This window comes from Candidatus Neomarinimicrobiota bacterium (assembly GCA_018647265.1).
In the GTDB taxonomy this organism is placed as follows: domain Bacteria; phylum Fidelibacterota; class Marinisomatia; order Marinisomatales; family TCS55; genus TCS55.
Genome location: JABGTK010000174.1, coordinates 1 through 15,316 on the forward strand (window position 1 = coordinate 1; position 15,316 = coordinate 15,316).

At 39.5% G+C, this 15,316-nt stretch carries 13 protein-coding genes; 8 read left to right on the top strand and 5 right to left on the bottom strand.

Going from position 1 to position 15,316, the window contains the following annotated elements:
* Positions 1–1,602, top strand: a 1,602-nt coding sequence (locus HN459_10095) for a cadherin-like domain-containing protein (protein ID MBT3479792.1), incomplete at its 5' end; no start/stop codon positions are given.
* Between the two features lie 361 nt (positions 1,603–1,963).
* On the opposite strand, the gene HN459_10100 is transcribed toward HN459_10095, so the two are convergent.
* From HN459_10100 to HN459_10120, 5 genes are all read right to left on the bottom strand, one after another.
* Positions 1,964–3,496 (bottom strand): arylsulfatase, encoded by a 1,533-nt coding sequence (locus tag HN459_10100; protein ID MBT3479793.1) that lies wholly within the window; start codon positions 3,494–3,496, stop codon positions 1,964–1,966.
* A 13-nt stretch (positions 3,497–3,509) separates the two neighbouring features.
* Positions 3,510–3,983 carry a nuclear transport factor 2 family protein gene (locus tag HN459_10105; GenBank protein ID MBT3479794.1) on the bottom strand — a complete coding sequence of 158 codons (474 nt, stop codon included), beginning with the start codon at positions 3,981–3,983 and terminating at the stop codon, positions 3,510–3,512.
* 28 nt (positions 3,984–4,011) lie between these two features.
* The gene (locus HN459_10110; protein MBT3479795.1) at positions 4,012–4,458 is read right to left on the bottom strand and encodes a hypothetical protein; all 447 of its coding nucleotides are present in this window, start codon (positions 4,456–4,458) and stop codon (positions 4,012–4,014) included.
* A 58-nt stretch (positions 4,459–4,516) separates the two neighbouring features.
* Entirely contained in the window at positions 4,517–6,064 is a 1,548-nt protein-coding gene (locus HN459_10115) for a phosphoethanolamine transferase (GenBank protein ID MBT3479796.1), read from the bottom strand.
* A 190-nt stretch (positions 6,065–6,254) separates the two neighbouring features.
* Entirely contained in the window at positions 6,255–7,823 is a 1,569-nt protein-coding gene (locus HN459_10120) for an amidase (protein ID MBT3479797.1), read from the bottom strand.
* 171 nt (positions 7,824–7,994) lie between these two features.
* Between HN459_10120 and uvrB the strand changes: the two genes are divergently transcribed.
* From uvrB to HN459_10155, 7 genes are all read left to right on the top strand, one after another.
* The gene (gene uvrB, locus HN459_10125) at positions 7,995–9,995 is read left to right on the top strand and encodes an excinuclease ABC subunit UvrB (protein MBT3479798.1); all 2,001 of its coding nucleotides are present in this window, start codon (positions 7,995–7,997) and stop codon (positions 9,993–9,995) included.
* An 83-nt stretch (positions 9,996–10,078) separates the two neighbouring features.
* Complete coding sequence (locus HN459_10130) at positions 10,079–11,275, top strand: sigma-54-dependent Fis family transcriptional regulator (protein MBT3479799.1); 1,197 nt, start codon at positions 10,079–10,081, stop codon at positions 11,273–11,275.
* Positions 11,276–11,308: 33 nt separating this feature from the next.
* Entirely contained in the window at positions 11,309–11,869 is a 561-nt protein-coding gene (locus tag HN459_10135) for a hypothetical protein (GenBank protein ID MBT3479800.1), read from the top strand.
* A gap of 34 nt (positions 11,870–11,903) precedes the next feature.
* Positions 11,904–13,193 (top strand): asparagine--tRNA ligase, encoded by a 1,290-nt coding sequence (asnS, locus tag HN459_10140; GenBank protein ID MBT3479801.1) that lies wholly within the window; start codon positions 11,904–11,906, stop codon positions 13,191–13,193.
* Complete coding sequence (locus tag HN459_10145; protein ID MBT3479802.1) at positions 13,193–13,654, top strand: TIGR00725 family protein; 462 nt, start codon at positions 13,193–13,195, stop codon at positions 13,652–13,654. The genes asnS and HN459_10145 overlap by 1 nt, the downstream gene beginning before the upstream one ends.
* A complete protein-coding gene (locus HN459_10150; GenBank protein ID MBT3479803.1) occupies positions 13,644–13,925 on the top strand; it encodes an acylphosphatase in 282 nt (93 codons plus the stop codon). Before HN459_10145 ends, HN459_10150 begins: the two co-directional genes overlap by 11 nt.
* The coding region (locus HN459_10155) for an NAD+ synthase (protein MBT3479804.1) at positions 13,926–15,316 on the top strand (1,391 nt) is incomplete at its 3' end.

Genomic DNA, 15,316 nt, shown 5'->3' on the forward strand with positions numbered 1-15,316 from the left:
GGAATCAACATCACCTTGTTAGGAACTGATGCAGATGGGAGTCCACTTTCTTATGGCTACACCACACCAGTAAGTGGTACCCTAACCGGAACGGCGCCTGCGCTCACATACACCCCTTTTGCCAACTATAATGGTACGGACGGTTTCAAGTACGTGGTGAATGATGGAACAATCAATAGTGATTCAGTTTCTGTAGAGATTACGATTGCGGCGGTGAATGATATTCCAGCCATTACCTTGGCTTATACGGATTCTTTGTTGGTGGATCAGACCATAACTGAGGGAATGCTATTCCCGAAAGAAGCCACATCCACAGCCACGAACCAGTTTGCTATTACAGATATAGATGACACGAATATGGAAAGTGCCGTGGTTACCATTACGCCTTACTATATGGGTGAAGATACCTTGGTATTCGGTGCTGCAGGGACCAAAGTATTGGCCTTTGTTAAAACTGGCGACGGTACAATAACAGCTCCTTATGTTGGTACTTATACCTACACAGGATCAGAAAATATTACCGCTTACATGGATCACTTGAGTGATCTAAAGTATCAAAACACCAAAGGGAATAATTTAACCACCGCACCCAGAACAGTAACACTTACCGTGAATGATGGTGATGGCAACAGCAATACGGTGAGCCGTGTGTTGGATGTGAAGATTACCAACCGTGCACCCGTAGCCGTAGCCCTCTCCCAGGATGGGAATGAAGATGGGAGTATGGCCATTACCTTAACCGCAACGGATGAAGATGATAATCCGTTAACATACACCGTAACGAATCAACCGATGCATGGTGGCATCTCAGGTACACTACCGGTGTTAACCTACACACCAAATCCAAACTACTTTGGTGAAGACAGCTTTCGCTATATTGCCAATGATGGCATTATCAACAGTGATACAGCCACCGTTACATTAACCGTAAAGAATGTACAGGATGCACCCAAACCTTTCGCTTGGGTGAGCGTGTTGGCGGACACGGTAAATATTACGGGAGATAACCTGACGGATATTTATACCCTTAACTGGGATGAGAGTAAGGATGTGGATAACGAGACAGTGGATTATTTAATCACAATAAGGGTGGGACAATCACCGGCTGTTCATTTTGAAGATACAACCGGTACCACGTTTAATATCTCCTATCAAGACTTCGTGGATAACGCATTTGAGCGGTTCCCAATGCTCCCTAGAGTAACGGTTCACTTTGGTGTATTGGCTACCGATGGTATTGATACGGTGAATGTTACAGGCGAAGATCGTACCGTCATGGTCAATCGCTATGACTTTCTCGCCACAGGCGAAGCAGGTTTCCCGGAAGTCTTCGCGCTCCATGAAAACTATCCAAATCCCTTTAACCCCAGCACTACACTGAGTTTTGACTTGCCTAAAATCAGTAATGTGAATATTACGATTTACAATATGCTAGGACAGAAGGTAAAAACATTTTCTATGCAAAACACATCCGCCGGTTACCATAGTGTACGGTGGAATGGAACCAATGATTTAGGAGAAAGAGTGAGTACAGGTATTTACCTGTATCAATTACACACGAGAGAATTTGTGAAAACCCGTAAAATGGTATTCATGAAATAAAAATCTTTAAGCATGATTTGGATTTGCTCTCCAATGCTTAAAGTAAGATGATCGATACACATGCGAGTAAAAGCCCTCTCTGGTAATTCGGAGGGGGCTTTTTTATTATATTGAACCAACCTTCTTTCTTACGGTCATACACCCTCTTTTAATGTCATCCCGGGCGAAGTATGAGACCCGGGAACCAAAACCACAGTGCGATTTAACCAATTATTAGCATGTGGGTTATCAGCATTATTCAGATTAATTGACTTAGCCAGTGGAACGACATAGGGATTTCCAAAAGTGAGTAAGGGCGTACTATCGTTATTCAGTCTGGATATTGGATGTCTTTCAGATTCCGGGATGACAAGGGGAGGGATTAATTGCGACTGCGTCCATCAATAATGATTGTTTGTAATTTACTTTTTAACCTTTCAACTACTTGAGGATGATCCTGAGAGACATCGTTCAATTCACCAATATCTTCATTAAGATTAAAAAGCGCATATTCTGGAACAGTCCATAATTTCATAGACAAATCGCCATTATACATTTTTTTTGCATCATGTCTTTGAAGTTTCCATTCGCCAACACGGAGGCCATAAGTTCCTCGAAGACCATTGTCCTGGGATACAATATGATTTCTGCCTTTAGCGCCATCTTTACCTAACAGTGCACCCAACACATTAAAACTATCTAAAACGCCGTCTTTAGGCAACGGAACGCCTGTCAATGCTGCCATACTTGCAGCTAAGTCAATGGTGGATATCATTTCATCAGAAACACCTGGTTGTATTTTCCCTTTCCAATAGGTGATGAAAGGCGTTCGTGTACCTCCTTCTCGAACAGTATATTTTCCACCACTGTAAGGACCGGCTGGTTTATGGTTACCCAATGCTTCATTGGCAAAATCGTCGTAACCATCATCCAGAACGGGCCCATTATCTGAGACAAAAATAATCAAAGTATTTTCCGTTAGATTAAGGCGATCCAGTGTCTTCATAATTTCACCCACATTCCAATCTAACTGAACAATGGCATCGCCACGGAAACTCATTCCCGATTGCCCTTGGAATCGTTCATGAGGCATTCGGGGTACATGAATGTCGTGGGAAGAAAAGAAAAGAAAAAATGGATTATCCTTATTGTCTTCTATCCATTGGTTGGATTGTTTTTGCCATTCGTCTGCTAAATCTTCATCTCTAAAGCGAGCCGCATGTCCGCCAGTATAGAACCCAATCCTGCCAATACCATTATGAATGGTATTGTTGTGGCCATCATTCCAATTCATTTTTAGGGTATTGCGGTGGGTGATGCCCGTGGGATGATTTTCACTGGGTTTTTTACGGCCAACCCAAAGGGGATCGTTCGGATCGAGATTCCGTACACGGTGATTCTCAACGTACACTTGGGGGACACGGTCGTTTGTAGTGGGAAGAAGAAAATTATAATCAAACCCAATTTCTCTCGGACCGGGATTTAGCTCACCATTCCAATCGGGACCTTCTGGACCGCCCAATCCCAAGTGCCATTTTCCGATAACTGCCGTTTTGTAGCCTGATTTCTGTAATAATGATGCTATAGTTTCTGTTCCAGGTTTAATAATGGCCGGTGCATTTGGAGGCGCAATGCCTGTTCCTTTTTTACGAAAGGCGTAAGAGCCGGTAAGGAATGAATATCGCGTTGGGGTGCAAGTAGAAGCGGAGCAATATCCACTGGTGAATTTCAGACCACCTTCTGCTAGTTTATCAATATTGGGTGTTTTTACATTTTCCGGTTTGGCGCCGTATGCGCCCACATCGCCGTAACCCAAATCATCCGCCATGATGACAATAATGTTGGGCCTTTCAACTGTATCTTTCGATGAACATGAAAACACCAGAATGGACAGAATTAAAAATGAATATTTCATAATATGTTATCTTTCATTTTTGATCATAGAATGCTTTGATTTCTTTAGCATACTTCATCATGAGGTCATTGGGGATGGGGAGTAGAAGGTTGTACTGGGTAATCTTCCATTCAGTATCTACAATCTTTAATGCGCCGGTTCCTCTGAAATTGCCATAACTCTTACTATATAATATTTCATCAAACCAAGCCGTCTTTCCATCATCAGAAAAAAATACATTTCGTTCTGTCATGATGTATGTCCAACCCTTGCCGGTGGCCATGCGTTTGGAAGCGTATTCATCGAATTCCGATTTTGTCCATCGCTCGTTTATATCTGTTCCCAAAAAGACAGCATCTTTAGAAAACAACGCCATATACTTTTTGGCTTTAGCTTCTGCAGCATAAAGGTGAAGGTTGTCCAATATATTTTCTACCGCATCTGTGTTAGCAATATTTTGGGAGAATGAGATGGTGCTCAAAAAAATTGTAAGGATACATTTTTTCATTTATTAAATCCTGTCGTAATTATGTGTATTAATTCTTTTTCATATTTGTTATGTAAAACGTCACTTCATCGTCGGCAGTCTGCAAATTCCAATCAATAGAAATTTCACTGGGATTGCCATAGGCATTATCATATTTAATTTCGAATTGGTGTGCTTCTTCAACAGCAGTTTTGGATAAATCAAACAGTGCATTGATGGTGTGCCATTGTTCCGGGACGAGTTTCTGTGGTGGCAAGTTATCATCTGCAAATAAGACTGATTTAATGGTATCATTGTTTACAGATACACGAACCTCCCGAACCCATTCATCAATACAAAAACAGCTGGCGCGAAAGTTGAACTCATAACTGACCATATTATTTGATTGCCATTTATTGTAATTATTTTGCCAAGTAATGAGGTCCGATTCTGGTTCATTGTCGCAACCGATTAATAGGAATAGTATAGGGAAACATATTTTTGATAGCGTATTCACGGTCTAATTTCTAATGGAATGATTTCAAATTCAATTAGAAATTGAGAGATGCGCCCACTTAGTATTTTTTAAGAAAACTTCCACCATTGTCCGTGATATTAGACTCAATAGACAATAGGTCTAACACTGAATCATAAACGTCTGGTTGTTTGTATTCTTGACGCTTTAGTATGGATAATGGAATGGATGATTTAACAATCAAGGGTACATTTCTTTGCTCTGGAGGTAAAGGTATTCCCGGAGGCATGCCATGAAATACGCGATTATTTTCCATGAGTGATTCACCATGATCAGAAACATAAATAAATACATAAGGTACACCTGAACTATCCAGTTCATTTATAACGCCACCCAAAACATAATCCGTATAAACAATCGTATTGTCATATGAATTATATAATTCATCTATCGTGCATTCATTTACTACATCCGCATCCTCACACATGGGTTTAAAATGATAGAATTCAGGGGGAATCCGTCTTTGATAGTTGGGCCCATGACTACCGCCACCAAGGTGTAATACAATGAAACGATATCCGGATGTGTATGATTTAAGGTTTTCATTGAGCAAAGGAATAACATCTTCATCATAACATCGATCGCCATAGTTACAATTTGAGACTCTCGTTTGTTCGACTGTGCCACAATTATCATAGAGAGAAAAATGAGAATAACAGGCTGAATTTACTCCGGCCTTTGCAGTGATTGTGGCTAATGCCACATCCTGTTTTGAGAGTATCTCTGGTAATGCATATAAAGTTGAACCGTATTTTGCTACCCCATTAAGCAGATGAAGATCTTTATCTTTTGATAAGATTGGATTAGTATTTTGTCTGGTGTATCCATATAAGCTAAAATTTTTCTGCCGAGCTGATTCACCCACGGCGAGAACAACGACTAAATTATCTTGGGATAATGTGCGAGCAGAAACATTGATTTCCTTTCTCTCTCTATCAGGGAGATAGGCTTCGATACTTTTTTGTATAATACTAATCATACTTTGGTTATGATTGACTGGAATAAGTTGATGAAGTATATATTTTCTAGATGTATTTGCAGCCCGATGTATCGAGTCAAACTGTACATATAATAATGATAGAGCCAAAACTATTGATATTGAGAATAAGGTGATAGATCTCAATAAATATTTAATAGGTCCTGCAAAAGTTATCTGAACAAAATAAATCACAGTAATGGGTAAAATAATTAAGAATAAAATATATGGTATCATTTGGAATGATAACAGTCCCCATACTTCTGTAGTATCAGTATTAAATGTATTCATTATCATACTATGGTCTATGGCAACATCATATTTAGCAATAAAATATGCGGATAATCCACTCATTATGGTAAAGAAAATTGACAAAGGTTTAATCGTCCAGCGATGAGCCAAAAGTATGAATAAAGCTATGGATAGGCAAAGTCCAACAATATAAAATGCGATTATACCCACATAATCGAAGGTGTCTTTTAGGTAGAACCATTTAGAAATTTTATCAAAGTTTATGGCATTGTATATAATGTATGTTATTGTGGAGTATAAAAGGCAAAAAGAGGTATGAGAAACTTTGAATTTTAAAAGGTTGGTGTAGTTTTTTATCATGGTTTAATATTTTAATAGAATGGTTTTAAGTCTAATCTAGTCTGCCTCATTTATTAAAACAGGAATCGAATAAAAAGGATTTAATAGATTTAATCTATAATGGCTGGGCAAATAGAATGGAGAGAATAAATAACCCATATATAAGAGTTTTATGAGAGCGAGTGAATTTTGACATATGTATCTACCTATTCTATTTACTTAATTGTGCAAACCCTGGAGGCGATTTACGATGACTTGTCTGTTGTTCATAGGCATAAACATAACCCATAATTCTCGGTTCATCAAAATGTCGGCCTATAAAAGTAATACCAGCAGGTAATCCGTTTTTTGTAAATCCAGATGGTACTGTAATCGCGGGCATTCCAGTATGAGGGGAAATGTATTGGCTGTTGTCCCCTGCGGGACTTTCCATATCGCCCACCAAACGGGGTGGGTTGCTCCAAGTGGGATAAATGAATGCATCTATATTTGCTGCATCCATCGCATCGTTCACCGCTTTTGAGAAGGCAATATTTTTCGGTGAATGATAGAGGTCAATGCATATGGGATCTCGTTCATCGGGGGGTACTGTTTTCTTAAGGCTACCATCAATCATCTTTTCTATATAGGGTAAATACAAACCAGAATCCTTTACCTCTTGTAGTGACTTAACCGGCGCATTTTCTCCAAGAGAAGCGAGGTAGCTATTTACGTCATGTTGAAACACGTTACACCAAATCCCATCTATTAATTCATCATAATTGGGAATATCAAATGGGTCGACGATTATAGCGCCAGCAGCTTTTAAATCGGCAATGGCTTTTTCAGTTAATGTCACAATTTCAGGATTGGCCGTGGCCGTATCAATGTATCGGCGAAGGATACCGATATGTGCTCCTTTTAAGTTATTTAGCGATAAGTACTGTAAATAATCTTCTGGGATTTTTCCTTGAGATCGTTCCGTAATGGGATCATTTGGATCATAACCAGCAATGACTTCATAGATGCGGACTGCATCTTCTACAGTTCTGGCGAAAGGTCCGCCAATATCATTCCGAAGCATCAGAGGAATAATGCCGTCTCGACTTGTGGCGCCCATGGTAGATCGAATGCCAACAAGGTTATTATGAGACGATGGACCTCGTATGGAATTGCCTGTATCCGTTCCCAATCCAGCCAAAGCTAAATTAGCAGCCACGGCTGCTGCCGTACCACCGCTAGACCCAGCGGGAACTCGGGATAAATCATAAGGATTTCGAGTGACACCTGCAATTGAGCTCTCCGTTTTATAAGCGCTAAATGCCCATTCAGCCATATTGGATTTGCCCAGAATAATCGCCCCGGCCTCTCTGATTTTTTCTACTTGAAATGCATCGTCTGGTGCTATGGATCCTTTCATTGCTAATGACCCTCCTGTTGTGGGTAAATCATAAGTGTCGTAATTATCCTTAACAATAATAGGAATACCATGGAGTGGGCGAAGTAATCCCGTTTTTTTATACTCTGCATCTAACTCATCCGCTATTTTTAATGCATTCGGATTCACCACAACAATAGCATTCAATTTTGTAGATTGGTCGTATGCTTGAATTCTAGCCAAGTAGATTTCGACCAATTGTCGTGATGTTAATTCACCCTTTTCAAATGCAAGATGTACTTCTGCAATCGTGGTTTCTAAAACATTAAATTGCGATTTCGAGGACTTGTTTCTATAGCAAGAAAATATAACTAAAATGGATAGAATTGATACAATATGGAGATTGGTTATTTTTTTGAGCATAGGATTAACTGAGTTTGATTTAAAATAATTGAATCTATATTAAAGTTATTTTTACTTAATTCATAACCGAATATTTGGTGATCATTTTGTAATTAGGAGGAATGATCTTTAATTAAAATAGTTGATCTCTGCCATTGTATCGTATGATTTAACCGAGGTAAATTTGCCGTTATGACAGAGTTTAAACTTAAGTCAGACTTCAGTCCACAGGGGGATCAGCCTCAGGCCATAGATGGATTGGTCAAAGGCCTCAACAATGGGGACAAGCATCAAGTGCTTTTAGGTATCACCGGTTCTGGGAAAACATTTACCATGGCCAATGTGATTCAAAAAGTGCAACGACCGACCCTAATTATTTCTCATAATAAAACTTTGGCTGCCCAGTTGTATGGTGAATTCAAGCAGCTATTTCCTGATAATGCTGTGGAATTTTTCATTAGTTATTATGATTATTACCAACCTGAAGCTTATATGCCCATTACGGATACCTTTATTGAAAAGGATATGTCCGTTAATGAGGAGATTGATATTCTTCGTTTGAAAGCCACCAGTTCGCTACTCGAACGCAAGGATGTGATTGTGGTTAGTTCTGTGTCCTGCATTTATGGAATCGGTTCCCCTGAGGAATATAAAAGTAAAGTGATTCAGCTTAAGAGGGGTTCGGTACTGAATCGGAAAAAGTTTTTAAAAAGTTTGGTAAATATTCACTATCGCAGGAATGATACGGTCTTTGAGCGCAGTTCGTTTCGTGTCCGTGGTGATGTGATTGAAATTTATTTAGCCTACGAGGAAGTAGGTATTCGCGTTGAACTCTTCGGTAATGAGATTGATAATATATGTCGATTCCATCCATTAACAGGAGAAATCCTTAAAGAAATGGATTCTGATTTTATTTATCCCGGAAAACATTTTGTAACAGACCAAGAAACAATCAATCGTGTGATGGGCGATATTAGGCATGATCTCATCCACCGATTGGACGAACTTAGAGAATTGGATAAATTACTTGAGATTCAAAGGCTAGAGCAGCGAACAAATTTTGATCTGGAAATGATGATGGAAGTGGGCTATTGTTCTGGCATTGAGAATTATTCTCGCTACTTTTCTGGGCGGAAACCAGGAGAGCGTCCATTCACTTTGATTGACTTTTTCCCCGATGATTTTATAACCATTCTTGATGAATCTCACGTATCCTTACCTCAAATTCAAGCGATGTATAATGGAGATCGAGCACGAAAAGAAGTGTTGGTGGAACATGGTTTTCGACTTCCAAGTGCCATGGATAATCGACCAATGAAAATAGAGGAATTTCATGCCAAGCAAAACCAAATTGTTTATGTATCAGCTACGCCAGCATATCGAGAATTAGAAATGACAAAAGGTGTTGTCGTTGAACAGGTTATTCGACCCACAGGATTGTTAGACCCCATAGTTGAAGTACGTAAAAGTGAAGGTCAAATTGATGACTTAATTGGGGAAATTCGAGAACGAACTGAACGAAATGAACGAATTTTGGTAACCACCTTAACGAAACGAATGGCCGAGGATTTGAGTGAATTTCTCCGCGGGGTGAATCTTCGAGTGCGTTATCTTCATAGTGATATTGCAACGTTTGAACGCGTTCAGATATTACGTGATTTAAGATTGGGTACCTTTGATGTATTGGTTGGTATTAATCTCTTGAGGGAAGGTTTGGATTTACCGGAAGTATCATTGGTGGCCGTGATTGATGCGGATAAACAGGGGTTCTTACGGTCTCGAAGTGCATTGATGCAGGTGGCAGGTCGAGCGGCTAGACATGTAAATGGGCAAGTTATTCTTTATGGAGATAAAATTTCCGATGCCATGGATTACCTTATTAAAGAAACTAGTCGTCGTAGAGCTATACAGGAAAAGTATAATAAAGATAATGGCATTTCTCCCCAAACAGTTTATAAATCAACTGATGATATTATGGGTTCAACTGCCGTAGCAGACTCAATACATGATACTGAACCAGAACCATTCAAAAAAAGAAGAGGTGATGATTTTAGTCAGATGGACAAAAAATTAGCCTTAGACATGATGCAACAGGAAATGATTGAAGCAGCAGAAAATTTAGACTTTGAACGAGCAGCTCAACTTCGGGATGAAATAACCAAGATGGAAAAAGAACTAGCAACTGCGTTTTAAGAGAAACTCACAAAATACACGAAAATGATTTCAATTAAAATTATTACGATTTTTCATGTTTTTTATCGGGAAGAAAATAAAATATGAATATTGATAGAATACAAAGAGCTTCAGGAATTGTCGGTAGATCCGATGCGATTCAACAAGTCATAGAAATGGTGGTACAAGTAGCGCCCATTGACATATCTGTTCTAGTTACAGGTGAATCGGGAACTGGGAAAGAAATGGTAGCCAAAGCGCTTCATCGAAACAGTAAGCGCTCCCATGAGGAATTAGTTACAGTGAACTGTGGTGCAATACCTGAAGGCATTATTGAAAGTGAACTATTTGGCCATAAAAAAGGCGCTTATACAGACGCAAGAGAAGACCGAAAAGGATATTTTGAAACGGCCAATAAAGGGACGATATTTTTGGACGAAATTGGAGAAACACCTTTAGAAACTCAGGTAAAACTCCTTCGCGTTCTTGAAAGTGGTGAATTCATGCCCGTAGGTGCCTCTAAAACAAAAAGAACCGATGTTCGAGTGGTTGCTGCCACCAATAAAGATTTGGCCGAGCTTGTTGAAAAAGGGCAATTCCGGCAGGACCTCTATTATCGATTGAAAACTGTTACCATTAATGTTCCTGCCTTGCGCCACCGTGTTGAGGATATTAGTTTATTGGTTGAACGATTTGCATTAGAATTCACTCGATCGAACGATATGGTTTATCGTGGATTTATGCCAGAGGCCATTCGTGCCATGAAGAACAATCCTTGGAATGGGAATGTGCGTGAATTGAAGAATTTTGTAGAAAGTATTATCGTCCTTGAAAGAGGAGAAAGAATTACCGTTGAAATGGTTGACAAGCAATTGGGGAATGGAACAGTTAATGTTTCACCAAACCCTGCTTTACCCATGCTAATGCAGCAACCTCCAGAAGCGGCTGAACGGGAACTTATTTTACGCCAATTATTTTTACTGCGACAGGATGTGGAATTTTTAAAACAATTGGCCACACCTGGATCAGTAGTTATGGATAAAATGGGCATGCCTATGATTCCACAAAATAGTAGCGAAATTACCCCGACGCTTCATATTGATGAGGAAACGGAATTCTTTATTAAAAATGGATCTATTGGTGATATGAGTATTGAAGACCTAGAGCGGGAGGCAATCGAAAGAACATTGCGCTTTTTTAATAATAATCGTCGTGCCACAGCTAAATCATTGGGGATGAGCGAGAGAACTTTATATCGAAAGATTGATCAGTTTGGATTAGAGCGAAAGATAAAAAATTAATCTTTCATGAATTACCCAAAAGATACGAAAAAAATGAAAAATAAATTTCCATTCATAATAAGTTTCTTTTTATTGACCATTTCGTCATGCATGTATTACTCAATGGCAGGTAGTATTCCGGCTCATATTAATTCAATTGCCATTCCTATTGTTGAAAATCAAACGGCGGAATTTGGTATGAGTGAGTCGGTCACCGAAAATTTGCTAATTAAATTTAATGAAGAAAATATTCTTCGTGTCACCGAGGAAGATCAGGCGACTTCAATCCTCCGTGGAACAATCACACGCGTGACCGATGCTCCCTATACATTTACCAAAGAAGAGGCAGTAACGGAATATCGATTTACCATCCACATGGATGTTGAATGGTACGATGTGAGGGATGATAAAATATTAATTAAAAAGAATTTTTCCGGATGGGGTGCTTATGGTTTATCCGGGGATATTAGCAGCGATGCAATTGATAATGATGGCGATGGCTTGATTGATGGTGATGACAATGATGAGTTTGGCGATCCACGTGAATTCGCGACCACAGTTGCTGTAACAAAAATAGCTGAAGATGTTTTGAATGAAATTATGACGTCGTGGTAATTTCTAGACTTAATTAATCTAAAATGTGAGTGAAATGACAACTACAATAAAACAATTAAAAGACTTTGAAGGGCAGGAAGTGACCCTTAATGGCTGGGTTTACAATATTCGTTCAATTGGTAAAATTTGGTTTTTAATCCTTCGTGACGGAACTGGGTTGGTTCAGTGCGTGGTCGTGAAGGCTGAAACGGATGAAGCGATATTCAATCTTGAGAGTGAGTTGACCCAGGAATCATCCGTGACTGTAACTGGAATGGTTCGGGCTGAGCCTAGATCTGTGGGTGGCTTCGAATTGGGCGTTACCAATATTGAAGTACACCAGATTGCAGAAGAATATCCCATATCCCACAAAGAGCATGGGACGGATTTTCTCATGAACAACCGGCACCTTTGGCTACGATCCAAAAACCAGAACGCTATTTTACGTGTACGCCACCAGGTGATAAAAGCGACACGAGATTTCTTTGACGATAATGGTTTTACGCTCATGGATTCACCGATCCTTACGGGAAATTCTGTTGAAGGAACCAGTACATTATTCGAATTGGAATATTTTGATAGATCCGCATATTTAACGCAAAGTGGTCAATTGTATGGAGAAGCCAGCGCTATGGCATTTGGGAATATCTATGTATTCGGTCCCACATTTCGCGCCGAGAAATCTAAAACACGTCGTCATTTAACGGAATTCTGGATGGTAGAACCGGAAATGGCCTACTGTGATTTGGATGAGAATATGACTTGGGCTGAGAAATATGTGAGCTATGTCGTCCAGTGGTGTTTGGAGCATTGTAAGGAAGAATTGAAAATCCTTGAGCGGGATACTTCAGGTTTAGAAAAAGTTGTGCCGCCTTTTCCCCGCATCACTTATGATGAAGCTGCTAAGATTCTTCAAGAAAAGGGAACAGACTTTACCTATGGCTCCGATTTTGGTGGAACGGATGAAACAATCATTTCTGAACAGTTTGATCGCCCAGTAATGATCCACCGTTGGCCGGCAGAGATTAAAGCATTCTATATGAAACGGGACGTTAATAATGACAATCTAGCCTTGGGCGTCGATATGATTGCGCCGGAAGGATATGGCGAAATTATTGGCGGTGGCCAACGTGAAGATGACCATGATTTACTATTGGGCAGAATCAAAGAGCATAAACTGCCGGTCGAACCTTTACAATGGTATTTGGATTTACGTAAATATGGATCAGTGCCTCATTCTGGTTTTGGACTTGGAATTGAGCGTACTGTCGGCTGGATAACAGGCGTCAAGCATATTCGTGAAACTATTCCCTATCCTCGAACCATGTATCGCATAGATCCATAATGAATTATTCTGCCCGAATTTCCGTTTTTGGCGGCAGGGAAATTGACCAAGATACTTATCTTGATGCAGTAGAGATAGGTACCTTACTTGCGGCAGAAAACTATTTAGTATATTGTGGTGGTGGTGAAGGTGTCATGGAAGCAATTGCCAAGGGCGTTGACAAATGCGGAGGTACCTGCATAGGAATATTAAAAGGTACTGATAAATCTGAAGCGAATAATTATATTCATATTCCCATTTCTACCGGTGCTGGCATTGGGCGAAATGTGATTTTAGCTTATAACTGTGATGTTGCTGTGGCAATATCTGGTAAGTATGGAACATTGAGTGAAATAGCTTTTGCATTTCAGTTAGAAAAACCTGTGGTTGGGTACGGCACTTGGGACTTGGAAGATATTCATAATGCAAATACACCCACTGACGTAATAGATAAAGTTGGTCAGTTGTTAAATGGAAAATAAATCTGCAGCTAATCTGGTTGTTTCCGGTAAAGTCCAAGGTGTTGGGTTTCGATGGTATGTGGTTCAAAAGGGTCGAAGTTTGGCATTGATTGGTTATGCAATAAATTTACCAAATGGGAATGTTGAGATTCACGCTGAAGGAAATAAAATAGATATTCAAAGATTCATCGAAATAGTAAAAAAAGGTCCACCATCATCCCAAGTTGATAAGGTTGAAATAATGTGGATTAATGCCTCAAATAGATTTAAAGATTTTATCGTAAAGTATTAAATGAAGATCGCTCTCTGTCAAATCAACCCCACTGTGGGTGCCATCGATCAAAATAAGGATCTTATTCTTAATTGGTATCAAAAATCGATAGATGCTGGGGCTGACCTTGTGATCTTTCCAGAATTGGCAATAATTGGTTATCCACCACAGGATTTACTCCATCGCCAATCATTTATAGAAAAAGCAAAGGATGCACTTAATTCGATCGTTAAGAATTCCACCGTTCCCATGATAATTGGGAATACAATGAAAACTCAGACTGACTTATACAACTGTTCATTCTTATGTGCGAAGGGTAGAATTGTTGGTGATTATAAAAAAATGCTTCTTCCGACATATGATGTTTTTGACGAAGACCGTTATTTCACAAGGGGAGATTCTCCGGAAGTTTATGAAGTTGAAATTGAGGGTAGAAGACGAAAGATTGGACTTCAAATTTGTGAAGACCTTTGGGATAAGGATTACTCATGTAATTTGGCAATTGCCTTGAAAGAGAAGGGTGCTGATTTTATTGTTAATATTTCCGCTTCTCCTTATACTGTAGGCAGATTAGAAGACCGCATGAATCTTATCAAATCCAAAGTGTCTGAAACGGGCATTCCATTTGTTTATTGTAATCTTGTTGGAGCCCAGGATGAATTGATTTTCGATGGTCAATCCTTAGTTTTTGATAGCAGTGGAAATTTGATTGGGCAAGGAAATGCCTTCGAGGAAGATCTCCTATTTATTGATTTAGATAAAGCAAATACAATTGAAATTAAATCTGAATCAAGAGAGGAAAAAATATATGGCGCCCTCGTGTTAGGCGTTCGCGATTATTTTTGTAAAACAGGACATAAAGAAGCGGTGATTGGTTTAAGCGGTGGTATTGATTCCAGCATAACAGCTTGTATTGCCGTTGATGCTTTGGGAGCAGATTGTGTCCATGGTGTTTCAATGCCGTCAAAATATTCCAGTGAACACAGTAAGGATGATGCAAAAATATTGGCTGAAAATCTGGGGATTGATTATCGATCTATACCCATTGAATCAATGGTTGAATCTTTCGATGATTCTTTGGCGGAAAGTTTTGTGAATACCCAATCGGGTGTAGCAGAAGAAAATATACAAGCGCGAGTAAGGGGTAGCCTGCTCATGGCACTTTCGAATAAATTTAATTGGCTGGTTCTATCCACAGGAAACAAAACAGAATTGGCCATGGGATATTGCACGCTTTACGGCGACATGAATGGAGGATTGGCAGTTATATCTGATCTATCTAAAACAGATGTTTATGCCCTTTCTCGATGGGTAAATGATAAATCGATGTCTGAACGTATTCCTGTTAATTCGATAAAAAAGCCGCCATCGGCAGAATTACGTCCTGACCAAGTGGACCCCTTTGATTATGA

Bases quoted from the DNA above. Each gene is read 5' to 3' on its own strand.
- HN459_10150 (MBT3479803.1), top strand. From the start codon at position 13,644: ATGGAAAATAAATCTGCAGCTAATCTGGTTGTTTCCGGTAAAGTCCAA.
- HN459_10120 (MBT3479797.1), bottom strand. From the start codon at position 7,823: ATGCTCAAAAAAATAACCAATCTCCATATTGTATCAATTCTATCCATT.
- asnS (MBT3479801.1), top strand. From the start codon at position 11,904: ATGACAACTACAATAAAACAATTAAAAGACTTTGAAGGGCAGGAAGTG.
- HN459_10130 (MBT3479799.1), top strand. From the start codon at position 10,079: ATGAATATTGATAGAATACAAAGAGCTTCAGGAATTGTCGGTAGATCC.
- HN459_10135 (MBT3479800.1), top strand. From the start codon at position 11,309: ATGAAAAATAAATTTCCATTCATAATAAGTTTCTTTTTATTGACCATT.
- HN459_10145 (MBT3479802.1), top strand. From the start codon at position 13,193: ATGAATTATTCTGCCCGAATTTCCGTTTTTGGCGGCAGGGAAATTGAC.
- HN459_10115 (MBT3479796.1), bottom strand. From the start codon at position 6,064: ATGATAAAAAACTACACCAACCTTTTAAAATTCAAAGTTTCTCATACC.
- uvrB (MBT3479798.1), top strand. From the start codon at position 7,995: ATGACAGAGTTTAAACTTAAGTCAGACTTCAGTCCACAGGGGGATCAG.
- HN459_10100 (MBT3479793.1), bottom strand. From the start codon at position 3,496: ATGAAATATTCATTTTTAATTCTGTCCATTCTGGTGTTTTCATGTTCA.
- HN459_10105 (MBT3479794.1), bottom strand. From the start codon at position 3,983: ATGAAAAAATGTATCCTTACAATTTTTTTGAGCACCATCTCATTCTCC.